Annotated in this window: 27 protein-coding genes and 2 tRNA genes; 13 read left to right on the forward strand and 16 right to left on the reverse strand. The window is 38.9% G+C overall.

The annotated features are described in order from the left end of the window. Positions 1-166 precede the first annotated feature (166 nt). The 8 genes from ACP5SL_RS03990 to ACP5SL_RS04025 form a co-directional block, all read right to left on the reverse strand. Positions 167-562 (reverse strand): prefoldin subunit beta, encoded by a 396-nt coding sequence (locus ACP5SL_RS03990; protein ID WP_193803310.1) that lies wholly within the window; start codon positions 560-562, stop codon positions 167-169. A 373-nt stretch (positions 563-935) separates the two neighbouring features. Next, positions 936-1,223 (reverse strand): KEOPS complex subunit Pcc1, encoded by a 288-nt coding sequence (locus tag ACP5SL_RS03995; protein ID WP_014558479.1) that lies wholly within the window; start codon positions 1,221-1,223, stop codon positions 936-938. After that, positions 1,201-1,815: a Brix domain-containing protein gene (locus ACP5SL_RS04000; RefSeq protein ID WP_148683783.1), complete on the reverse strand. Its 615-nt coding sequence runs from the start codon at positions 1,813-1,815 to the stop codon at positions 1,201-1,203. The genes ACP5SL_RS03995 and ACP5SL_RS04000 overlap by 23 nt, the downstream gene beginning before the upstream one ends. A gap of 46 nt (positions 1,816-1,861) precedes the next feature. After that, positions 1,862-2,122, reverse strand: coding sequence for a 50S ribosomal protein L37ae (locus tag ACP5SL_RS04005; protein WP_014558477.1), 261 nt, complete (start codon positions 2,120-2,122; stop codon positions 1,862-1,864). A 66-nt stretch (positions 2,123-2,188) separates the two neighbouring features. After that, on the reverse strand, positions 2,189-3,013 hold the full coding sequence (rrp42, locus tag ACP5SL_RS04010) for an exosome complex protein Rrp42 (protein ID WP_014558476.1): 825 nt from the start codon (positions 3,011-3,013) through the stop codon (positions 2,189-2,191). Then, positions 3,010-3,750, reverse strand: coding sequence for an exosome complex exonuclease Rrp41 (gene rrp41, locus ACP5SL_RS04015; protein ID WP_014558475.1), 741 nt, complete (start codon positions 3,748-3,750; stop codon positions 3,010-3,012). Before rrp41 ends, rrp42 begins: the two co-directional genes overlap by 4 nt. Next, a complete protein-coding gene (rrp4, locus tag ACP5SL_RS04020; protein ID WP_265589020.1) occupies positions 3,734-4,462 on the reverse strand; it encodes an exosome complex RNA-binding protein Rrp4 in 729 nt (242 codons plus the stop codon). The genes rrp41 and rrp4 overlap by 17 nt, the downstream gene beginning before the upstream one ends. A gap of 1 nt (position 4,463) precedes the next feature. Beyond that, complete coding sequence (locus tag ACP5SL_RS04025; RefSeq protein WP_014558473.1) at positions 4,464-5,162, reverse strand: ribosome assembly factor SBDS; 699 nt, start codon at positions 5,160-5,162, stop codon at positions 4,464-4,466. Between the two features lie 353 nt (positions 5,163-5,515). Here ACP5SL_RS04025 and ACP5SL_RS04030 point away from each other — a divergent pair, with 353 nt between their 5' ends. The 10 genes from ACP5SL_RS04030 to ACP5SL_RS04075 all read left to right on the forward strand — a co-directional run bounded on the left by ACP5SL_RS04030 (position 5,516) and on the right by ACP5SL_RS04075 (position 13,279). Further along, the gene (locus ACP5SL_RS04030) at positions 5,516-5,932 is read left to right on the forward strand and encodes a 30S ribosomal protein S24e (RefSeq protein ID WP_014558472.1); all 417 of its coding nucleotides are present in this window, start codon (positions 5,516-5,518) and stop codon (positions 5,930-5,932) included. 2 nt (positions 5,933-5,934) lie between these two features. Continuing rightward, complete coding sequence (locus ACP5SL_RS04035; RefSeq protein WP_014558471.1) at positions 5,935-6,105, forward strand: 30S ribosomal protein S27ae; 171 nt, start codon at positions 5,935-5,937, stop codon at positions 6,103-6,105. Then, positions 6,105-7,106: a KEOPS complex N(6)-L-threonylcarbamoyladenine synthase Kae1 gene (gene kae1, locus ACP5SL_RS04040; protein ID WP_148683863.1), complete on the forward strand. Its 1,002-nt coding sequence runs from the start codon at positions 6,105-6,107 to the stop codon at positions 7,104-7,106. The genes ACP5SL_RS04035 and kae1 overlap by 1 nt, the downstream gene beginning before the upstream one ends. Continuing rightward, positions 7,094-7,756 carry a Kae1-associated kinase Bud32 gene (locus tag ACP5SL_RS04045; RefSeq protein ID WP_193803306.1) on the forward strand — a complete coding sequence of 221 codons (663 nt, stop codon included), beginning with the start codon at positions 7,094-7,096 and terminating at the stop codon, positions 7,754-7,756. Before kae1 ends, ACP5SL_RS04045 begins: the two co-directional genes overlap by 13 nt. Next, positions 7,753-8,325, forward strand: a complete 573-nt coding sequence (locus ACP5SL_RS04050; RefSeq protein ID WP_211206230.1) for an XTP/dITP diphosphatase — start codon at positions 7,753-7,755, stop codon at positions 8,323-8,325. Before ACP5SL_RS04045 ends, ACP5SL_RS04050 begins: the two co-directional genes overlap by 4 nt. Positions 8,326-8,770: 445 nt before the next feature. Continuing rightward, the gene (locus ACP5SL_RS04055) at positions 8,771-9,448 is read left to right on the forward strand and encodes an FmdE family protein (RefSeq protein WP_272985138.1); all 678 of its coding nucleotides are present in this window, start codon (positions 8,771-8,773) and stop codon (positions 9,446-9,448) included. A gap of 14 nt (positions 9,449-9,462) precedes the next feature. Beyond that, positions 9,463-10,593, forward strand: coding sequence for an iron ABC transporter substrate-binding protein (locus tag ACP5SL_RS04060; protein ID WP_428228215.1), 1,131 nt, complete (start codon positions 9,463-9,465; stop codon positions 10,591-10,593). A 121-nt stretch (positions 10,594-10,714) separates the two neighbouring features. After that, positions 10,715-11,644: a FecCD family ABC transporter permease gene (locus ACP5SL_RS04065; RefSeq protein ID WP_428228219.1), complete on the forward strand. Its 930-nt coding sequence runs from the start codon at positions 10,715-10,717 to the stop codon at positions 11,642-11,644. Then, on the forward strand, positions 11,628-12,383 hold the full coding sequence (locus ACP5SL_RS04070) for an ABC transporter ATP-binding protein (RefSeq protein ID WP_428228216.1): 756 nt from the start codon (positions 11,628-11,630) through the stop codon (positions 12,381-12,383). Before ACP5SL_RS04065 ends, ACP5SL_RS04070 begins: the two co-directional genes overlap by 17 nt. Positions 12,384-12,982: 599 nt before the next feature. Continuing rightward, complete coding sequence (locus ACP5SL_RS04075) at positions 12,983-13,279, forward strand: ArsR/SmtB family transcription factor (RefSeq protein ID WP_193803301.1); 297 nt, start codon at positions 12,983-12,985, stop codon at positions 13,277-13,279. A 37-nt stretch (positions 13,280-13,316) separates the two neighbouring features. Here the strand turns inward: ACP5SL_RS04075 and ACP5SL_RS04080 are convergent, their stop codons facing one another. Then, positions 13,317-14,717, reverse strand: coding sequence for an SLC13 family permease (locus ACP5SL_RS04080; RefSeq protein ID WP_428228220.1), 1,401 nt, complete (start codon positions 14,715-14,717; stop codon positions 13,317-13,319). Positions 14,718-14,939: 222 nt separating this feature from the next. Next, positions 14,940-15,014: transfer RNA gene (locus ACP5SL_RS04085), tRNA-Ile, on the reverse strand. Positions 15,015-15,191: 177 nt separating this feature from the next. Between ACP5SL_RS04085 and ACP5SL_RS04090 the strand changes: the two genes are divergently transcribed. Continuing rightward, positions 15,192-15,461 (forward strand): UPF0147 family protein, encoded by a 270-nt coding sequence (locus tag ACP5SL_RS04090; protein ID WP_148683777.1) that lies wholly within the window; start codon positions 15,192-15,194, stop codon positions 15,459-15,461. 6 nt (positions 15,462-15,467) lie between these two features. Here ACP5SL_RS04090 and ACP5SL_RS04095 read toward each other — a convergent pair whose 3' ends face one another. The 3 genes from ACP5SL_RS04095 to ACP5SL_RS04105 all read right to left on the reverse strand — a co-directional run bounded on the left by ACP5SL_RS04095 (position 15,468) and on the right by ACP5SL_RS04105 (position 18,531). Continuing rightward, a complete protein-coding gene (locus tag ACP5SL_RS04095) occupies positions 15,468-16,460 on the reverse strand; it encodes an electron transfer flavoprotein subunit alpha/FixB family protein (RefSeq protein WP_272985143.1) in 993 nt (330 codons plus the stop codon). 10 nt (positions 16,461-16,470) lie between these two features. Next, a complete protein-coding gene (locus tag ACP5SL_RS04100; RefSeq protein ID WP_148683776.1) occupies positions 16,471-17,268 on the reverse strand; it encodes an electron transfer flavoprotein subunit beta/FixA family protein in 798 nt (265 codons plus the stop codon). A gap of 117 nt (positions 17,269-17,385) precedes the next feature. Further along, positions 17,386-18,531 carry an acyl-CoA dehydrogenase family protein gene (locus tag ACP5SL_RS04105; protein WP_193803299.1) on the reverse strand — a complete coding sequence of 382 codons (1,146 nt, stop codon included), beginning with the start codon at positions 18,529-18,531 and terminating at the stop codon, positions 17,386-17,388. 124 nt (positions 18,532-18,655) lie between these two features. Between ACP5SL_RS04105 and ACP5SL_RS04110 the strand changes: the two genes are divergently transcribed. Continuing rightward, entirely contained in the window at positions 18,656-19,930 is a 1,275-nt protein-coding gene (locus ACP5SL_RS04110; RefSeq protein WP_014558457.1) for an FAD-dependent oxidoreductase, read from the forward strand. Next, complete coding sequence (locus ACP5SL_RS04115; protein WP_014558456.1) at positions 19,927-20,229, forward strand: ferredoxin family protein; 303 nt, start codon at positions 19,927-19,929, stop codon at positions 20,227-20,229. The genes ACP5SL_RS04110 and ACP5SL_RS04115 overlap by 4 nt, the downstream gene beginning before the upstream one ends. 376 nt (positions 20,230-20,605) lie before the next feature. On the opposite strand, the gene ACP5SL_RS04120 is transcribed toward ACP5SL_RS04115, so the two are convergent. The 3 genes from ACP5SL_RS04120 to ACP5SL_RS04130 form a co-directional block, all read right to left on the reverse strand. After that, positions 20,606-20,690: transfer RNA gene (locus ACP5SL_RS04120), tRNA-Leu, on the reverse strand. 105 nt (positions 20,691-20,795) lie between these two features. After that, on the reverse strand, positions 20,796-21,299 hold the full coding sequence (locus ACP5SL_RS04125; RefSeq protein WP_014558454.1) for a thioredoxin domain-containing protein: 504 nt from the start codon (positions 21,297-21,299) through the stop codon (positions 20,796-20,798). Then, entirely contained in the window at positions 21,296-22,231 is a 936-nt protein-coding gene (locus ACP5SL_RS04130) for an ArsA family ATPase (protein WP_014558453.1), read from the reverse strand. The genes ACP5SL_RS04125 and ACP5SL_RS04130 overlap by 4 nt, the downstream gene beginning before the upstream one ends. Positions 22,232-22,431: the final 200 nt, after the last annotated feature.

The following is a 22,431-nucleotide window of genomic DNA, read 5'->3' on the forward strand; positions in this document are numbered from 1 at the left end:
GATGCTTTTAAAACTTCCTCCTTTTCATCGAGGTTGAGCTCCACAGATAAAAAAGATGTATCGCTTTTGCTCTTCCTTATGTTATCCTCTACACTGCTTACCGATTCAACCAGTATCTTTTCAATATCTTCGATAGAGACCTTCTTGTCTCTTTTACCTTCTTCCGTTAAGATGCACCACTGCCAGTTTTTGTTACAGGTGTTGAAACTTTCTGATAATATTTAGACAGCAATCCTCTCAATTTTTCCTGAAGGGTTGAAATCTGCTTCTTGAGATCTTCTTCATCTTTTTTAAATCTCTCATATATAAGCTCGTCAGTCTCCTTCTTTTCAGTAAGTTCTTTGACCAGCTTATCCCTATCCTCAGCAAAGAGGATGTTCCCTACGCTTCTATAGATTTTTGTCTCAGGTGGAATATTATTGAGAGTCTCAAGCAGTTTATTTATTTCTTTCAACTCGCTTTCTACTATTAATCTCTGGTTCAACAAATTATTGTACTTTTCTTGAAGCTCATCGAGCTGTTGAGCAACCTGTTCTATCTCGGGCGGAACTTTCTCTGCCATACATTATCAACTCCAAATAAATAACTATTATAGAAGATTGAAATTTTTGCTTAATAAATTCTTATGGTTTTTAACAGTTCGCTTTTACATCAATCGAAAGCATGCCTTTTTAAGATGAAAATGAAGTTTAGTATCTTTAAGGTGTTACTTCTCATTCAAGCTCTGATGTTTCTCTTCGTGCATTGATGAATTTTAAACCATAGCTTTTGGAATATGGGTTAGTTTTGAGACAAAACAATAGAGTTCATTCTATGGTCAAGAAAGAATCTCTGATCGCTCTTGCCTTCATTAAGATGAAAGATCCGATCGCGAATAGATGCAGGAACATCCCTGCCATTCTGAGGAAAGGAGGCCAGAAATGAAAGATCACACCTTATTGCATAGAGGAGGTTGCAGAATTCAAGGAATCATTAATAGCTTTTATCAGATAAAGATACGAGTTCATGAGAGCTTTAAAGTCACTTATTGTTTCCGTTTCCATTTTAAGAATGAGCTTCTTTTCTTCCGCATTATATTCCACAAATACCTTCCCTTTTTTCTGGTTTACAAGAGAATCTGCTTCCGGCTTGAGAGATTCGAAGTAGGCTTTGAGGAGTTTCTCGTTTTCATGGTGAATTTCTAAACTAAAAGATATCTTCTCAATTTCCTCCTTCTTTTCCATCGCTTTCACTTTCACTGACGCTCATATATTCTCCTACTTTTTTAACCTTTCCTATAAAAATTCTTGGACCAACATATTCATTGCTGCCAGATTTTTTAAAATTTAACATCCACCCCGAATTCGGATATCCCTTGATTTGAATTTTCAAGACGTTGCTGCTTTCAGCATTGGGAATAATGCTGCTTCCGAACATCTTTATCAGCGCAAAAGTCAAGTTTCTATGCTCTTCGTCAGGAGGGAGGCTGCCTTCTATTATTGCATCATCCACATATCCAGGAGATGATGGTCTGTTCGCTTCCCTCGCAAGGGTCACCCCCTTTATGAAGAGGGTATAAGCGTGAAGTACCGCATTTTTGATCAAATAATCGGATACGTCATAAATCCTCATTATGCTTGGGTTTCCGTTCTTTTCTCCAATAATGACGAACGTCGTGCTCTTTTCGCTTATGGTTATGTCAACTAAATCCTTGAAGGTCAGCTTTCCTCTGTTTACCTTTACAAGCCAAGGCGCCAAGCTGATAATGTCCTTTAAAAAGCTTCTTACCCTCAAAGAAGGCTCTCTTGATGTTGAAAAAATAACTTTATTGACCAAATTCAACACGCATTTATGAGACTTCTCTTTGCAACTTTAAAAAAATTCATCTTGTGTTAATACTCTTTGGAAACATTTTGTTCAGTCCAGTCCTCGGGACATATGCTCCTCCTGCCCAAACGTTGCCGCACTTTTCACATTTCCACAGACCTATGCTTATTCTTGTTACTTTTCCGCTCATACCGCAGAATGGACAAACGTGAGGGGCATACCTCTTTTCCATTATTTCCTTATACTGCTTTCTTAAAGTCGACCCGTATCTGGCTCCAAACTTTCCTGCAATACCGACTATCTTTGTTCTTCCCATCTATATTCACCATTTGCTCTTTTTAATTAGTGATCTTAAGGATTTTAAAAATTTACCTTTATTAGCTCATATGAGTTTTGAAATCTCACCTAAATATATTTTCGCCGTCTTCCATGCAAGGTCGATCATCTGATTTATGTCGTTCTCGTCTAAATACCCGATCCCCATTTTCTGCATTCCGGCTATTATCCCATCTTCTGTAAACGATACTGACAGCCTAGCATCTGAAACATATTCTTCCTCATCAGTTGGATCTGCAAGATAGTAGTTTCCGATTTTGGCAATAGTTGCGGTGATAATTTTCTTTTTCACGTTTAAGTTGCCCTTGTACTCGTTTTCCTTTTTTACGAAGTTTCCTCCATCCGCTTCTTCATATACAGGTATCCTTGTATTCATCAGAGCCACTAAGCTTGCTATAGCTGAGGCATCGATGAGGTTTCCGGAGTGATTCAACACATATATATCGTTCCAAACGACGAGTACCTTCTGTCCTGGAACAAGCGCCAATTCTCCTAGACCAATCGCCTTGGACTCTCTGTAAGATCTATCAATTATTCTTGCAAGCTCATATGCGTTCTCATCCGGTGGCCCAGGCTCAAAGGCTGGAGATGCTAAAGGGACGAACTCGGCGTTTACCATCAGCACTCCTTCATTGGGATTGTCAGGATATGGTGCACCAGGCTCCACCTTCACCCCTACAAGCACCAACGTATCGCCCAAATACACTAGAGCTGAACCGTCGGACTTTTCAATGTAGTTCGGCACAATTGTTATTTTCCTTACTTCATCTAAAGCTCTTCCATCTATCCTCTTTCCAGTTTCGAGTACAGATATAATGGTTTCCCTTTTCATTTTTGGTATAAGCGGATATGAAGTAGGTGTTACACTCATGCTTGCTCGACCTCCTCCATTGATGAATATTTTTCTCTGAGCGCTTCTTTCTGCATTATATATATTTCCTTTATTGCTTTTTGAGCCATCTTCAAAGCCTCATTAAACTCATCTCTTGTGAGCGTGCCGTTTAGCTGAAGGAGCACTATCTTGTTTAAATTCGGCATTATTGCTACAGGCATATCTGCCTGCCCAGTGCTGTCTTCTATTTCGTTTATATCAAGGACGAGCACTCCATCGACTTTGCCCACAGCAACCCCTGCTATTAGATCCTTCATTGGGATTCCAGCATCTGCGAGAGCCAAGCTAGCAGCTGTCAGGCTTGTTGTCCTCGTCCCTCCGTCTGCCTGCAAGACCTCAATAAAGACATCAATCGTAGTTCTTGGAAACAGTTCGCTGAAAACAGTAGCCTCGAGAGCCTCTCTTATAACTTTTGAAAGCTCTATCTCTCTTCTTGTCGGAGCTGGGGATTTCCTTTCTGAAGTGCTGAATGGAGCCATATGATACCTTATTCTCAAGATTGCTCTATCAGGTAGTGTCATGTGCCTGGGAAGCGCTTCCCTAGGGCCGTAAACGGCTGCCATGACCTGCGTTTTTCCATATGAAACTAGGGCCGAACCCTGTGCATTCTTAAGTATTCCAACCTTCATGGATATAGGTCTTAACTGGTCAGGTCTCCTACCATCAACCCTTAATCCGTTTTCATCTATTAGCTTTCTATTACTGTTGTGCGACATCACCTATCCCTCTTTTCTGTTTTTCAATTTGTATAAAATTAATAATCTCTGAGGAGGTAATGGAATATAAATCAACGCTTTCAAGCTTCTTGATGGCCAAAACTGCAAGGTCTTCTAAAATGGAATCGGTTCCCTTTATCCAAACCCTCCCATTGTTGGATATTAATATTTCGGTCTTCGTTTCCTTTACTATAGCCTCTACTAAAGCCCTTTTCCTATTAATGAGAGAATTAACTGCATGCTGGGCTATGTCGATAACTTTGCCTCCATATATTTTTCCCAAACCCTTTCCCCTCATAGTCAAGAGCGGATCCCTGAGCCTGTCAAAGCTCAAAACCTTAAGAGCTACGAAGTCGCCTATGCTGAGAAACTTCCTCATCGTGTCAACGGTTGCATGTGTTTGCCTTAGAGGAGTTTCGCTCACCGGTAGCTGTCCTTCATATGGGCTGTTGAGATCCACATCCCAGTAAGTAGGACCGACATCAGTTATAAGTCCGATGACAAGATCGTTTGGCTTTGGAATGTATATCTGCTCTTTTGGATAGAAGAAAAGCTTGTCGTCTTTTATCTCAACCATTCCTATTATGCTAGAGTAGTACTTATTTCCAATATTATAAATGTAAAGTGAGTTAGTTTCGATTTTCCCTTCTCCTACCAGATCTCCTGGGAGCACTATATCTCTTTGCTGAACGTAAAACACAGGCTTTTCCATTTCACTCAATTTTCAACACCTTTACAGATACTTCACCTTTTGTGAGTTTATTTAACTTGTCTATTACCTCCTCTTGCATACCTGCTGGAATTTCCAGTTCAAATGTCACGCTTCCATCCTGGTTCCAATTAGTCTTGTGAACTATTCCCAAGGTTTTCGCGTTGCTATACGCTTTGCTCGCATACGAAGAAGGTATGTTAACTTCTAAAAGGGCTTTTGCCATTTTTATGGGTATCTGCCTAGCTATAGCCTTAACTATGTTAATAGCCTGCTTTTCCACTGATTCGTTCAGATTCACGCTCACTCTAGCCTCTTCCATCGCTTTTTCTATCCTCTGCGGGGGTATTGGAAGCTTTGTAGTGGGGTCAATTGCATTCCTTGAAATATAGGTGATGATCATTTTTCTCTTCGATTCAAGCATTTTCCTCCTCTGCTCAGTTGTGAGCTGGAGCTCCCCTCCTTTCAATATCTTTTCAGCTACAGCCAAAAAGTCCTCCGTACCGAAAACAGACTTAATGTCTTCTGGAGAGGCTTTCAATCCCTTTTTCGCGTCTTTATAAATAAACTCGCTTTTTACGACTTCTTCTATATTTGGCTTCCCACTTTCTTTATATTCAAATACTAATTCAGGATCGACAAGTATCTCAAAGTGCTTTCCCTTCGATTCATACTTAGCAATAATATATTCTTTGCTCGACATTTTAATCACTACAGATATATTTTATAAATATAAAGTTCATGTTTAAATTTGTTGATTTCGATTAATATTTTATAAGTAATTATTGATTTATCAAAGATAAAGAAATTTTTCTTTGTCGGACTTTCGATCTTGCACGCTTCTCTTTTCCAAGCATTATTAGTTAAATAATTTCACGAACTTCAAAACTCATTTTTCTTTAAGGGGAAACTTTTTCAGGCTGTATTAAGATTTATAAACTTTTTTAAGCTAAGTTCCAAAAGATAATACTTTAAAAATATTAACTTCAGATTCCCTTTCAATTACGATCTGAAGTTTAATGAGTAAAATAAGATCAAAACCATGAGGTGAATTGCTTGTCTTTAAATGAAAAGCAACCAAGCCAAATAATCGACCTTGGTGACCAGCTGTCTTTGGAAATTGTAAATGATGTGAAAAACCCCTTAATAGGAAGAAGGGAGATCTCAGGATACGTCTACCATCAGGGAAAGGGAACTCCCTCCTTAGGAGTACTTAGGACGAAAGTTGCAGAAAAGATGAAGGTTGATCTAGGAAGCATATATGTCATATCGCTTGTAACCGAATATGGCATCGGTAGGTCAAAGGTCCTTTTCCACATCTATCCAAATAAAAAAGCTGCTGAAAGGTTCGTCCCAAAGTACATTATTGAGAGAAACAAGACTCTTCAAGAGGAAATGCAAGAAGCAGAAGAGAAGGAAAAGAAGCAGAAGGAAAAAGAGCAGAAGAGTGAGGAAAAGAAGGAGGGTCAGTAAAAATGTCTCAAGTGCACAATTACTATGAATATGATTACAAGACAAAAACTATAAAGCTTAAGAACAAAAGATGCCCGAGATGCGGGAGCATAATGGGACATTATAAGGAACCTACTGAGAGATGGTATTGCGGCTCATGCGGATACACGGAGTTCTTGGAGAAGAAAAGCTGATTAGAGTATTAGGCATTGAGTCAACTGCGCATACAATTGGAGTTGGCATAGCGCAGAATAGAGAACCACACATCTTGGCGAACGAGAAGGATAAATACGAGCCTGAAAAGGGGGGAATACATCCAAGAGATGCCTCAAGGCATCATGCGGAAAAAATTGGCAGTATAATTTCAAGGGCACTGAAAAAAGCGAATCTTAAAATAGATGATATTGATGCGGTTGCAGTAGCTTTAGGGCCGGGGATGGGCCCCTGCTTAAGGGTAGGAGCTACAGCTGCAAGAGCGATCTCCAGCTATTTTGGCAAACCTCTAATCCCCGTGAATCATGCAATAGCACACATAGAAATAGGGAACCTTCTCTCAGGCTTTTCTGATCCATTAGTTGTTTACATTTCCGGCGGAAATACTAGCATTATTGCATATAAGCAGAAGAGGTACAGAGTTTTTGGAGAGACGCAGGATATAGCTTTAGGCAATTTAATAGATACTTTTGCCAGAGAGGCAGGACTTGCTCCTCCATATGTTGTGAATGGAAGGCATGTGGTTGAGCTATGTGCTGAAAGAAGCAAGGAAAAGAAGCTACTAGACCTTCCATATATTGTAAAGGGGCAAGATGTATCTTATGGAGGGCTTTTGACTTCCTCTTTGAAAATGATCGGAAAGGAGGACCTCGGAGATGTATGCTACTCTCTCGTAGAAATAAGCTACTCTATGATTACTGAAGTTGCAGAGAGAGGTTTAGCCCACACGAGGAAGAAGGAGGTAATTTTAACTGGAGGAGTTTCTGCTAGCAAAGTTCTCACAGAAAAGCTTGAGAAGATGAGTGCTCTTCATGGCGCGAAATTCTTTAGCGTTCCTCCGGCATTTGCGGGAGACAATGGAGCGATGATCGCCTGGACCGGCTTGCTAGAATATGTTCATGGAATTATCATCGATCCTTCAATGGCTTATATATCACAGAGGTGGAGAGTAGAAGAGGTTGAAGTTGTATGGAAGGAGTGAGGTTAGAAAAAAAGCCTCTTTCTTGGGGGGCTGAATCCAATTTATATCTCATAGAGTATTTGAACGATGTCGCAGTGCTTAAAGAGAGAATAATTAAGCCTTACATGGACCCAAGGCTGGCCAAGTCTCTAATATCGAAGAGGACGTCCAGTGAAGCGAGAATTTTAATGGACTGCATAAAAGCAGGAATTCGAGTTCCATACCCATTGAAAGTTGATGCGGAAAACGGTCTGCTTATAATTAGCTATATTTCTGGTGAAGTCTTCAGAGATTATTTAAATGAGAAAGGCTTTGACGAATTAGCAAAAAGCATCGTCTTTGAAGTCGCGAACAGCATTTCAAAAATGCATAATCTGGACATTATTCATGGCGATCTGACAACTTCAAACATTATTATAAAGGATGGCAATGCATTCATTATTGACTTTGGCTTAAGCTTCAGGAGTAAAAGGGAAGAAGATAAAGCGATGGATCTGAGAATATTTGAAAGAGCTGTAGAGAGCACTCATCCTGAGTATAAAGAAAAAATTTTAGAACCGTTTTTTAGCACCTATTTTAAAAATGCTGCTGGCTCTGAAAAAATTAGAAAAAGCCTGGAAGATATAAGGCTCAGAGGTAGATATGTACGTGAAAGAAGGGGAGAGATTTGAGCACATTCACAATTTACTTCGCATCAACAAACAAACATAAATTCATGGAAATCAGTAAGATCTTAAAAGCCTACGGCATACATGTTGAACATTTAGAAAGAGAAAAAGTGGAAATCCAAGCAGAAAGCGTTGAAGAAATCGCTCTATTTGCAGGAGAAAATCTCTTCTTGAAAGAAAAAAAGCCCATTCTTGTTGACGATACCGGGCTTTACATAGAGGCACTGAACGGTTTCCCAGGTCCTTATGCCGAGTATTTTCTAAAGACGGTTGGTCTTGATGGTCTTCTTGAACTGCTAAAAAACAGTGAAAATAGAAAGGCCTGCTTTAAAACGGCAATATGTTTTTGCTATTACGATATAAAGAAAATATTTGTGGGAGAGCTCTGCGGAGAAATTGGAATGGAGAAGAAGGGATACTTCGGCTTTGGATACGACCCAGTCTTCGTTCCAAACGGATATAGCAAGACACTTGCCGAAATGAGTATTGAAGAAAAGAATAAAATCAGTCATAGAGGAATTGCAGCTAGGAAGTTTGCCGAATGGTTTACAACTGAAACCCTCCCCTTTTAAGGTGGGGAGGAGGTCAGAACCAAAAGGACCGCCTTTTGAAACAAGTAAAACAAGGACAAAATGATTATAAGCTTACCCTATACAGACGTCTCCATCTTGCTATGGACATTTCCTGTCTGCAGGCTCTAAAAGCTTCCCGAACCAAAAGCGAAATGCTTAGAGAAGCATTATAAATTTTTCTATAAGGTATTTATTCACCCCTCACGGAAGGGAATATTTCTTCCAAGTTAAAAAGAAGGAACATTCTATTTTTAATTTGCAATTCAAATAGACAGCGCAGTTTAATATATACTTTCACAAAACATTTTATGTGTTATATTTATGTTTTTATTTTAAAATTTCTTTTTTAATATTTTTTCTAAAAAAACTAAAAATTTAAAAATGCTTTTGCAAAGTACATAAATGGTATAACTTTTTAAAAAAGTAACACCTTTTCGTGGTTCATATGGTTAGTGAGACCCTTATAGAAAAAGCTAGAGAATTTCACGGGCATATATGCCCCTATGTTGTACTAGGGCTGAGAGCATCTGAAATAGCCATGCAGAGGCTAAATATAAAGAAAGCAAGTGAGGCTGAAACCGTTAATGAAGACATTATTGCTATTGTCGAATGTAACAACTGTTTTGCGGACGGAGTGCAGGTCGCTACAGGTTGCACTTTTGGAAATAATGGTTTGATATACATGGATACGGGGAAAAATGCCGTAACATTAGTAAGAAGGAGAGACTGGAAAGGGATTAGAGTATATGTAGACAGTGAAAAAATGAAGAAGCGATACTTTAGCGAAGAAGCAAGCAGGCTTTTTGAGAAAGTCATAGCAAGAAGGGAAGGCACTAGTGAAGACCAAGAAAGGCTGAGAAAGCTTTGGAACGAAATAGGTTTTGCGTTAAGGGATGCACCAGAAGAGATATTCAAAATTGAGGAAGTAAAAATTTCGCCAGTAGAGAGAGCGCCAATATTTGAAACGGTTAAATGCGATTTATGCGGAGAGCTAGTTATGAAAACTAGGGCAAAAGTAGTAAATGGTAAAACTTTATGCCAGACCTGTGCTGGAAGTTGTAATGCTGTGGTTGGAAGAGGAATTGTTTTAGACTTCAAAACGCCTTTCGAAAAGAGATTATAAAGATGTGGTAAACTATGAATGTAAGGACTGTTGTTCTTACGGCAGTTGTCCTTATTTTAATAATTGCCTTTTGCTGCGAATATTTCTATACCCATAATCCTTCTTCAGCTCAAGAGAAAGTTTCGCTCCAAAGATATGTAATCGACGATGCAGGAAGAAATGTAACCTTGCCTGCAAACGTCAGTAGGGTAGTTGCAATCGGTCCTGGAATGCTGAGACTGATTTGCTATCTTAATGCAACGGACATGCTGGTTGGGATCGAACAGAGCGAGTTACAGTGGGGACCTACTGGAAGGGACTATGCCATGGCCTATTATGATGAATTTAAGAATTTGACGGTAATAGGTCCAGGCGGACCAGGCAAGGCACCTAATCCTGAATTACTACTAAGTGTAAAACCGGACCTTATAATAATGAGCGAAATATACTGCCAATTCATTGACCCAGATACGCTTCAGAGAGAAGTTAATGCGACAGTTATTGTCTTAGATTATGGTCCGGCCGGATATCTTGATTTTAAAGAGCTCAACAATTCTCTTACTATTTTGGGAATAGCACTAAATAGAGAAGATAGGGCAAAATCCCTAATAAACTACATTCAAAGCATAGTTGATGATCTAAACAACCGAACTAATAATATTACTATGAGGCCAAAAGTATATGTTGGAGCAGTGTCATACAAGGGAGCCCAGCCATTCACGTCAACACAGTCTCCGTTCCCCCCTTTATCGCTGTTGAACACTAAATCAATAGCCGATAACTATAGCAATAAAACGGGGTTTGTCTCCTTAGACTTCGAATACTTGATTTCTGAACAGCCGGATGTTGTGTTTATAGATGAGGGAAACCTGCAATTGGTGAAACAGAGCTTTGAAAGCAATCCGTCTCCATACCTTCAATTGAATGCCTTCAGAAATGGAGAAGTCTACGGAATTCTTCCCTTCAATTACTACGATACTAATATTGCAACAGCTTTAGCCGATGCATACTATATGGGAAAAATCTTATATCCTGATAGATTTAAAGACATTAATCCCGCAGAAAAAGCTAATGAAATTTTCAATGAGTTCCTCGGAAAACCGCTTTATCAGGAATATAGCGCTGCTTATGGAGGCTTCAAATGTCTCTCTAATGCTTTTGGGTGAAGTCCGTAGTGGCCATCTTCAAGCATAGAAAACAACTTGTGTTTTTTCCCTATTATTACTAGTTTTTTTATCTGTACCACTCTGCATATATCTAGGATATTATAAAGCTTCAATATTTGAAATAACTAGAGTCATTTTTAGACCTGATAATTCTCAGCTATCTATAGTTGTCTGGGACCTTAGAATTAAACGAATACTAGCTGCAATCATAATAGGAGCTATTTTAGGAGGATCGGGAACTGCTGTCCAGGCCTCTATGCGTAATCCGCTTGCCTCTCCCTTCACTTTAGGGCTATCTTATGCGGCATCCGTGGGAGTAGCTATCGGTCTCTTAGCTCTTAACGAGGGAAGTATTTTAAGATATCAAATTAATATTCAGAATCCTTTCATAATAGCTTTTTTTGCGTTCATTTTCTCTTTAATTCAAGTACTTATCATATTGTTATTGGCTTATAAAGCGGGGTTGAGCTCCATATCGCTAGTGCTTTCTTCGATAGCGATCTCATTCGCGTACCAAGCACTTTTATACCTCATTCAGTATTTTTTCCTTAACGAAATTTACGTTTCAACAGTAGTATTTTGGACATTCGGAGACCTGGAGAGAATATCTTGGGAGGAATTAAAACTCATTGCGATCGTATCTCTATTGATAGTTATACCGTACTTTGTTTACAGAAGCATTGATTACGATGTAATTATAGGAGGGGACGATATAGCTAAATCTTCAGGCATTAATCCGAGAAGATTGAGATTTGAGACTATTTTTATAGCGGCATTAGGCGCATCTCTCGCAACATCATTTGTCGGTGTTGTGGGATTCGTTTGCCTATTAGCACCTCATATTTCAAGGTTCCTTGTTGGAGGAGGGCACAGATATCTGATGCCAACATCTATGGCTATGGGATCACTAATACTTTTGTGGTCTGACACCCTTGGAAGAATAATAATTTCTCCCGTAACGATACCTGTAGGTATAATGACTTCTCTGTTAGGTGTTCCGTTGCTCATATTTCTTTTAATAAAAGGTGAAAAGCATGGTTATAGAGATTGAAGTCAAAGATGTAAAAGTATACTATAAAAGCACAAAAGCTATTGATGGAGTTTCGCTACATATTAAGAAAGGAGAAGTGCTTTGTGTAATTGGACCAAATGGAGCTGGAAAATCTACTCTTTTGAGAGTAATAAACGGCATATTGAAGCCAAAAATTGGAACGGTTTATGTTGATAAAAGATCTATCTATGAGATCCCTCATAAAAGTGCGGCAAAGATATTTGGATATGTACCTCAAAAGTTACATTCATTTGGAATGATAAGTGTATATGATTTCGTTATGACGGGAAGGAAACCTCACATTGGTCTCGTCCCGACAAAAGCTGACGATGAGCGCGTTTTTAAAGCACTGAAGCTGGTGAACATGGAAAATTTTGCTGAAAGGACGCTGGAAGAGCTCAGCGGAGGAGAGTTGCAAAGAGTGCTGATTGCTAGGGCTTTAGCTGGAGAGCCAGAAGTTTTGATTTTAGATGAACCCACAAATAATTTGGATTTAAAACATCAAACTGAGCTTCTAAATTTAGTTAAGGTTTTGCGCAATGAGGGATTAATAGTTATCATGTCTCTACACGATCTCACACAAGCTTATCGCATTTCAGATAAGGTTCTATTAATGAATAAAGGTAGAGTAGTTGCGATCGGAGAACCGAGTAAAGTATTAAGAGCAGATATCTTGTCAAGAGTATATGGGGTCCCGATAGCAATTTTAAAAGAATACAAAATAGTCACGACGCTCTGACCTTCAATCTTTTATACATAAATGAAATGCTTCCGATATAAACTCATTTTCATATCAAGCCTATAACAATGATTTCTATACATTCTTAAAAAATTTAATGATCAGCACTCAAGACCCATTTCATCCTATATCGTCAAAAAGCGTTTGCTCATCATCTTTAATAAAAATTAGTTTTTCTAGTGAACTGCCACCAGCTTTCGCAGGCGGCTTCCTGCTTCAGCTACCAGACTATGTCCCCTGGCTCTTTCTCAGCCACGCAGCGATAATAATTGCGATGAGGGAAAATATAAAATTATCGGTTTTCATTTTCAGCTTTCCCAATGGAGAACTCACCCGATAAAGTTAAAAAATCTCGCTATTTTTCGATTTTAATAAAAAATTTGAAGATGTGTAGTCCCCATTTTTCTCAAGATCCTGCAATAAGCTATTTGGACAAAACAGGATTAAGTTATTTCAATCTATAGGTAAACAATATAACTCAATATATTTTAAAAAATAAAATATTTTGGTGATGCCTTTGGAGCGAACTTTAAGGCTTTACGACGTTCTTAACGAATTGCAAAAATGCAGGTAAGTGCTCTCTGAATATTGCAGATATATTGGAAGATAGAAAAATAGAAGTGCCTTCAGAAAAGTTGAATGAAATTTCAAAAATACTCAGGAATATAGGTGAGCCAAATAAGCTTAAAATTCTCTTTCTTCTTAAGAATGGACCTCTACCTGTCTGCGTTATTTCCTATATTTTAGGTCTGGATCAAACTCTCATTTCGCACCTCTTAAAGACCTTAAGAGATTTGGGATTAATTGAGTATTCTAGAAAAGGAAATTTCAAGCTTTATAGCCTTTCTGAAAGTTCAATAAAGGTCCTCGATCTGCTAAATGAAATTCTAAAATAGAAAAATATAACAGTTCTTCCACTAACTTTTTAAAAATTCAGTGAGGCATTATCCCTAACTGCAAATATAATAGTAAGAATGCCAGGAAGAATGTTATAGCTGATACAGGAACGCCTATTTTTATCCATTCCCACATTCCAACGCTTCTTTCCAGCTCTCCCCTCTTCTTCAGCTTGTCCATATATCCTGCCATGACAATATTGGCAGTTGATCCAATTAGAGTTGCATTTCCCCAGTAAGTACCGGCAAATAATATAGCCCACCATATTGGAAAGACATTTATGACTCCTTTTAAGGAATCAATTATAGGAATTACTATTGCTATAGCCAAAACATTATCCATAACGCTCGTTATCGCGCCGGCTACTGCACTCAAAATGAGCATTATGTATAATATGTTCCCTTTTGTCACAGACATAACTGCACTTGTAATTATGTCCGAAACATGCGTATATTCAAGCGTTCCGACGCTTGCAAACAGAAGGAGAAAGTACAAAATACTCCACCAGTCAACCTTCTTTTCCACAATATCAATTGCTCTATCATGAGCTATAAAAAGAGATGCAGACGCTCCGAGGAGGCTCATTCCAAGCAGCATTGTGTTCGTCTCAAGCCTCAAATATTCTTCAATGTAATGGTGAAGCGCTAGTCCTAAAATCACTCCGAAGAACACTATTGTAGGAACTATAAGTTTTTTGTGAAATTTAGCCATTCTTTTGATCTCGTTTTTAACCTCTTCCGGATGCTTTACCGTCTTTGCCTTCTTCAGCTCGCCTTCAAGGTAATACCTGCTTATTGCTATTGTAACGAGCGTAGCCAGGAGGCTGATCGGAAAAGCCCACCTCATGAAGTCCATAAAAGAAAGACCTGCTTTAAAAGCTATTAGAACACCGATCGGATTTCCTATCACAGTCGCGCTACTGCCCAAATTTGTAGTAAAAACGAGAAAAATACTCAGTGGAATAGGGTTCATCTCATAATACTTACAAACCCTTACAGCAATTGCAAGCATGAATATAATGCTTGCTACTTCATTGACTAAAGATGACATTATAAATGATAGCAACAGAAGGAGGAAAATTACAACCATTGGTCTGTCTAAGAAATTGACTATTATCCTTGCGGTAAGCCAGTCAAAGAATTTGTACTCTTCCAAAAACCCCACAACGATCATCATTGCTATTATAAGTGTCAATACATCAATGTTCGAGTAGTTTATAAAGTGCTGTATATCAAGGACGTTGAATACGAAAAGAAGAGTAATCCCCAAAAAAGCGAAAGCAACTCTGAAGTTCCAGTAAATAAATGAACCCGCTATAAAAATTGCTAATACTGTAACGCTAACAATTTGCTGGAGGGATAGGTGAAGCATATACGTCGCAAAAGCGGTAAAAGCGACTGTGATGATATATGATGCAACTTTAGCGTATTCTTTCACCAAATTCTTGCACCTACTATAAATACATTCAAAAAAAAAGCACTTGTAATTTTTAATGAAGAAGATATATTTAAAAATTTTAAAAATTAAAACGAATTATAAAAAATTTCTATCCTTTCGCTACAAGGAATTAATAATATTTTCCGGTTTTTATTAGCTAAGCGTGAGAAGTTCGCGTGGAATGGAGATACTTTCTTTAATAAGCATGATTTTTTAAAAGAATGGGCCCGCGGGGATTCGAACCCCGGACCTCCCGGTTATCAGCCGGGCGCTCCAGCCAGGCTGAGCTACGGGCCCTCGCTAGATACTTTTTAATTTCTCATTATTAAAATTTTCCTGTCTTTGCTTTTGTAGAAAAAGATAATAAGTTTATTTTTCTGTTTTATAAATAAATGCAATATTCTTATTAAATGCTACGAAAGAAGTTCTAAATGTTATTGTTTGCAATACAGGGGATTATAAAAGGTGAGCAAAATGAGCACTGCAAACCTCAATGAAGAAAAAATTAAAAATGCAATAGTTATGCTTACCAAAGTCGTCAATGATGTAAGCGTTCCTAGGAACATTAGAAGGGTTGCTACAGATGCGATAAACAAACTGAAAGACCCTTCACTTAGTCCTGGAGTGAGGGCGGCTAATGCTATCCAGGTGCTTGACGAGATAAGCCAAGATCCCAATATGCCCGTGCATACGAGAATAACGATATGGAATATAGTCAGCTTGCTTGAAACTGTGAGGGATTAAAAAATATTAAGTGCCTTTTTTCTTCTTTATTTCTTCTATCAATTTGGGAACAACTTCATACAGATCTCCCACGATGAAGTAGTCGCTGTACTCGGCAATTGGCGCATTGGGATCCTTGTTTATCGAGATCACTATACCTGAATCCTTCATCCCGACAGTGTGCTGGGGACTTCCAGATATTCCGATTGCAATATAGATCTTAGGCTTAACTATATTGCCGCTGAATCCTACCTGATGATCCCTAGATATCCAGTCATCGTCAACAAGAGGTCTCGATGCTCCAACAGTGGCATTTAAAAGCTTAGCTAGATCTTCTATTATCTTAAGATCTTCCTTTTTCTTGAGCCCTTTACCTACAGCAACTATTACTTCAGCATCTGAAATGTTGACTTTTTCTCTCGGAATTTTTTCTAAAACCTTGTAGCCAGTGTCATCAGGTCCGCTGTACTCTACTTTTTCCACTTCCCCTTTTCTGCTCGTATCTTTTTCTATCGCCTTAAAAGTCCTGTATCTAACTGTTGCCATTGCTGGCTTGGTCTTCGTCCCTATATGAGCAAAAATATTGCCTGAAAATGCCGGCCTAACTTGTATAAAGTTTCCTTTCTCATCTATAAACAGATCTGTGCAGTCAGCGGTCAAACCAGTTTTCAGCGCTGCAGAAATCCTTGGAGCTAAGGTTCTCCCTGTATTGGTTGCCCCCATCAATATAGCCTCCGGCTTTGCCTTTTCAATAACTTTTAGAAATGCATCTTTATAGTGCATTACATCAAACACTTTCAACTTTTCGCTATCAACAACATAAACCCTGTCCGCTCCATAATAAATGAGTTCGCTCGAGAGACTTCCGGCGTTATAGCCTAGAAGCGCTGCATATACTTTGCTTCCCTTCTTTTCAGCGAGCTCTCTAGCCTTTCCCAAAAGCTCGAAAGTCACGGGATGTATAACTCCATCGTGCTGCTCAGCAAAGACCATAAAGCCCGAATAATCTTCTTGGCTCACACTGCCCACCTCAGATCACTCCCTCCTTGGAAAGTATTTCAATAATCTTCTTAATTCCTTCTTCTGCATTGAAAACTTGCTTCGACCTAGGCTTTGGCTTAGGCACGATTATCTTGGAAACCCAGGTCGGTGATCCTTTAAGACCAAAAAAGTCGGGATTGGCTACGTCGGAAAGCTTATCTGCACTCCATACCTCAATTTCATACTTTTTAGCTTTAAGCTTGTCTTTAAGCGTTGGAACCCTTGGCTTAGCAACCTCTTTAGTTACTTGAATAAGTGCTGGAAGCCTGAGCTCAACTCTATATGGAGCTTCCTGCTCAGTTATAACTTCGATAGCTTTCTCCTTTATATCAATGACTTTTGAAACGTAAGACGCATGGGGTATGCCGAGCATTTCAGCAACTAAAGGTGGTACTTGTGCAGTATCGCCGTCGACACTTTTTTCTCCAGCTACTATCAAGTCTGGGATCCCGAGCTTTCTTATAGCAGAGGCCAAGGCATAAGCTGTAGCAAGAGTGTCAGCTCCTCCAAACTTTCTATCTGAAAGAAGTATTGCTCTATCTGAGCCTCTAGCTATGCTTTCTTTTAATGCATCAGCGGCATGTGGCGGAGCCATGCTTATTGTTGTTACAGTACCGTTAACTTTTTCCTTTATTTGTGCGGCGACCTCTAATGCATGGAGATCAAATGGATTTATGACCAGTTCGGAAGATTCTCTTTCTATTGTTCCCTTCTCAACATTAAACTTCACTTTTTCCATGTCTGGCACTGGTTTCATCAGTACTACAATTTTAAAACTACCTTCCATAATTGCATCATTCATATAATAATTTTTAATAATTAAGTATCAATTATTGTCAAAAACCTATATAAAACTTTTAAAAATTTTTTAAAATCTTTTATATTTTTTGAAAAAAATGTTTTTTTATTCTCTAAGAAGCTTTCTCGCTATTATGATCTTCTGGATCTCACTCGTCCCCTCACCAATGCTCAATATTCTTGCATCTCTATAAAGCCTTTCAACCTCTGCCCCTCTTATATAACCGAAACCTCCAAAAATCTGAAGCGCTTCGCTCACAATATAGTTTACAGCTTCGCTTGAGAACAGCTTTGCTGTTGCTATATCTGACGGTTCAGCGCGACCCCTATCCAGCATGTATGAGACATGATAAGTTAAGGCTTCAGCTGCTTTCATTTTAGCATACATATCTGCGAGCTTAAATTGAATTCCCTCAAAATCCGCTATTGGCTGATTAAATTGCACTCTGCTTTTTGCAAAGCTGAGAGAGACCTCTAATGCCCTCTTTGAAATGCCTAGAGAGATTGAAGAGGCGCCTATTCTTCCTATATCTAAAGATTTCATAGCAATCTTAAATCCTTCATTTTCCTTTCCTATTAATTCTTCTTCTGAAGCTTCCACGTCTTTAAAAGATATCTGTGAAACCGGTGCACCTCTCATTCCCATTTTTGGCTGCGGCTCAGAGATCTTTACACCCTGCCTCTTCGAGTCTATAATAAAGGCGCTGATTCCCTTGTTTCCCCTTTCGGGATCTGTCTTCGCGAAAAGAATGAGGTAATCTGAAATATACGCATTTGTAATGAACCTTTTTTCTCCGTTTATAATATATTTTCCTCCTTTCTTTACAGCATTGGTCCTTATGCTACTCACGTCTGAACCAGCTTGTGGCTCAGCGAGGGCAAAAGCTCCTATCTTCTCTCTTGACATTACAGGAAGGAGCTCTCTCTTCTGCTCCTCACTGCCTCCAAAGAGTATGCTTGATATGGAAAGGATATGAGCAATATAGGAAAAAGCAGTAGACGTGCAGTGCCTGGAAAGCTCTTCTGTAAAAAATGAGAAAGCCCTAAAATCCAGTCCTCTTCCGCCATAGCTTTCTGGGACGAAAATCCCCAAAAGCTTATCTTCCCCTAGTTTTAGCAGATTCCTCTTCACTAGATTATAGTCTTCCTTCTCATCAACCTCCATGGAATATCTTCGGAACTCGCTCAGCTTACTCTTTACAGAATCTATAAGATTTTTGTAAGTTTCTTCAGCATATATACTACTTTCCAAAGCCAATACCTCCATCTTATTAATAATTTTAAATTGCTTCTAAACGAGAAAGAGTTGAAGTACATAAACAATATTTATAATATTTTGTATCGCTTATAAATATTGTTTAAAAAAGGTGCATATCATGAGTAACAGTCTAGATTTTGATGCAATTGTTGTTGGAGGCGGTCCAGCAGGAGCCACAGCTGCATATTTCCTCGCAAAAAAAGGTTACAACACGCTGCTTTTGGAAAGAGGCAAGAGGTATGGCTCCAAAAACGTGTATGGAGGAAAGATCTACTCATACTACGTAAAAAAGCTGTTTCCTGAATTTGAAAAAGAAGCGCCTATCCAGAGATGGGTAAACAGAGAAAGGTACTCTATTACTTACAACGATTCCGCCGTAACGTTCGAGTATTTCTCTCCTCAAGCTCCTAGCTTTACAGCGTATCTGAGCGACTTCACCAATTGGCTATGTAAGAAGGCAGAGCAGCAGGGAGCGACTGTTATATCTGAAAGCAAAGCTACTGGTCTCATCAGAGAGGGGGACAAAATCGTAGGTATAGAGGCAGGAGAGGAAAAAGTGAAGGCTGATGTCACAATAATTGCCGAAGGTGCAAACAGAATACTTTTGGAAAAAGCAGGGTTAGTGAGACCACCTGACCCTATGCAGGTTGCAGTGGGGATAAAAGAAACAATAAAGCTCGATCAAAAAGCGATAAACGAGAGATTCAATATAGGAGATAATGAGGGTCTTTCTTGGCTGTTTTTGGGAGATGTGACCAACGGTCTCCCTGATGGAGCCTTCCTTTACACCTTTAAGGATGCTGTAAGCGTTGGGGCTGTCGTAACGTTAGGTACAGCAATTGATAGTATAAATGAGCACATATACAACTTTGCTGAAAAATTGAGAATTCATCCAGTTATGAGAAATCTCCTCAAAGACGGAGAAATAGTTGAATACGCCGCTCATTTAACAGTAGTTGATGTGGAGAGCTTCATCCCCGAAAAACTTTCAGGAAATGGCTACATGATAATCGGTGATGCTGGCGGACTTTTGGCTAATATGGGCTATACATTTAGGGGTGTAGACTTTGCCATGTATTCTGGGTACCTAGCGGCAGAGGCTTATGAAAAGATAAGAAATAATAAAGAAAGTTGGAATGCGTTCGATTCGATGGTGAGGAGCTCTTCGATGTTTGAAGAAATAATGAGATATAGAAAAGTGCATGAAGTTGTAAAGAATCCAAAGCTACTCACATCATATCCTAAGTTGCTGAGCGATCTTATGGCATCGAAATTCCATATAGAAGAGAAGACCGCAACGTTTAAAGATGCATTTTTTGAAACGCTCAAAAAAGATAACGTTGGAGTGGTATCACTGCTAAGAGATCTACTTAATATGGTGAGTTCGCTATGAGCACAAGTCAGATAAAAAAGGAGAAAAAAACGCTTGATGAGATAATGAAAGAAGATAAGTGGGAGGTAGACGAAAAGCCGCACATAGTTGTAGACTATGAACAATGCGAAAAGTGCCAGAGCAAGCCATGCCTGTATCTCTGCCCTGCAGGATGCTACACGTTATCGGAAAGCGGGAAAATAATGTTTAATCACGAAGGATGCCTAGAGTGTGGTACGTGCAGAGTAATATGCCCTCTCAAAGCAATAAAGTGGGAGTATCCTGAGCCGGGAAAAGGAATCCATTATAGATATGGATAATTTTTTATTCTTTTTTCACATTCTCTCCCTAAAGTGCGAGTGTTCATGAATTCCCTGCGTTTATTTGAAAATAGGTATTTTATCTACTGAGAAGATTAAAAGTTCAGAGACCTTTCTTGAGCGCTGAAAGAGCTCTATCGCTTTGTGCTCAGTTCTAACTCTCATTATCTGCATCCTTTGCATAAAAAATTTTTAACAATGCAATAAAAAGGCAAAAATCTTTACAACTTGCACATTTTCTCTTTATGCAATAGGGTTGAGATAGAAGAAAAATGAGCACAGAAGAACTGACCTCCTCCCCGCCTTAAAAGGCGAGGCTTTCAGCTGTAAAAGTTTTATTTATAGCACTTTATTAATGATGAGAATCAGCTTAAGATGCGGGGGGTGGGATTTGAACCCACGCAGGACTTCTCCATCGGAGCCTAAGTCCGACCCCTTTGACCATGCTCGGGCACCCCCGCATTAGGACTGCAATTGTTAATTCTTTTTATATATTCTTATTAATTTTTTGATATAGCATATTTGTTAAAATTCAACTTTCATACGTGTTCTTAGGATATTTCTTATTAACTAGAAATAAAGCTCTTGAACTTTGAGGCAAGCTCTTCTTTCTTCACGCTTCCTTCAATCCTTTCGTTTTTTACAATTGCTCCCTCCTTTACTAGAAATATCATTGTCGTCGGAGAGGCTCTAACCTCGTTTATAAAGAATGTCCTAGATGCCGCTTTTGAATCACACTCCCTAGCAAACCAATCGCACAATATTATATAAAACTTTCCTCTATCTTTGTATTCTTCAACAAATGAATACCACTCAGGATCAAACCTCCTGCAGGCTGAGCATTGAGTATTGTCAAAATAAACTACATAAATTCCATCGCCATTTTCCCCTGGCTGGAATGGCAGTCCATCTCTTCTCAGAAGCTTCCATTCTCCATTGTCAAAATAGTAAATTCCGTTGGGGCTGAAGGGACCTACCGGAAACTTTTTTCTATCAATGCTACTTTTTGAAGCTATTTCAGTTAAAAGCCTGTCTATCAAATCCCTAATATCATTCTCATTTGAGCTCATTGCAATCCACCTATGCAACTTTCAATAATTCTCTTTCCAATTTCTTCTAGTATATGACTTTCTTTTTGAAGCTCCTCAAAATAGTAATTGACCATGCATATGTCAGCCTTTCCCTCAAATTTTTTAAAAAACTCCTGAATATATTTTTTCTGCTCTCTTGCCATATTTCCAATTTCCTTGCACTCCTTCTGAACTTCTTCTCCGAACACCATATTTAAAATGACTTTCTCAACGTTTATTTTGTTCATAGTGAGCTCCTCATAAATGCTACTCGTTACCTGAAGGCCGTAGTAATCGGGAATAGAAACTATATATGCTTTATGGCTTGAAGAAGAGAGAAAGCTCAAAACTTCTTCAGCTATTTTTCTCCAGCTATCAATAAGCTCGGCAGGATCCTTCTTTCCTCTTCTAATTTTCTCCAATGTACCCTTAATTTTTAGGTACATCTTTGAGGCCTGACCGAGATGTTCGTAAAATTCCTTCTCCAGCCTTATAAGCCTAATGCTCCCGCCAGCTGCTGTAGTATCCCAAACTATGTAATCTGCTGACTCGTTCCTGCATAAGTTCTGAACGAAGTACATCAAGAATTCATCAGCTATTCCTGGAGCACCAGCAACATAATCAATTACTTCTCTTTCTACAGGAAAGATAGAAGATGCAACTTCATAAACTTCTTCGCCAAACTTCTTTATCCAAAGCTCTCTCACAATTTTTTCGCTCATTAGATATAGCTCTAGATTGTCCCCGCATTTTGCTTTATACTCTCTCCAATCGCAATCTTTTGAACCCCAGTAAGGAAGCGGGGGAGTAGGGTCAGTTGTGAGATATATCGTCTTTTTTCCTCTTAAAGCTAGCTCAAGAGAGAGGGAAAAAGTTAATGTAGTCTTGCCAACTCCCCCTTTTCCCCAAAAGCTTAAAACAGTTGGGCTCATCTTTTACCACCTTTAAATTTTTAGCTTACCTCCTCACCGCATCTATTCGTGTTGACATCCTTCATCTGCAGAAAAGATAGAAGTTCAGAGACCTTTCTTGAGCGCTGAAAGAGCTCTATCGCTTTGTGCTCAGTTCTAACTCTCATTAGCTTGCAAAGCTGATAACTGAGCTTAAATAAAGATTAAAACATTGTAAATAT

The sequence above is a fragment of the Fervidicoccus sp. genome (assembly GCF_049967375.1).
In the GTDB taxonomy this organism is placed as follows: Archaea; Thermoproteota; Thermoprotei_A; order Sulfolobales; family Fervidicoccaceae; genus Fervidicoccus; species Fervidicoccus fontis.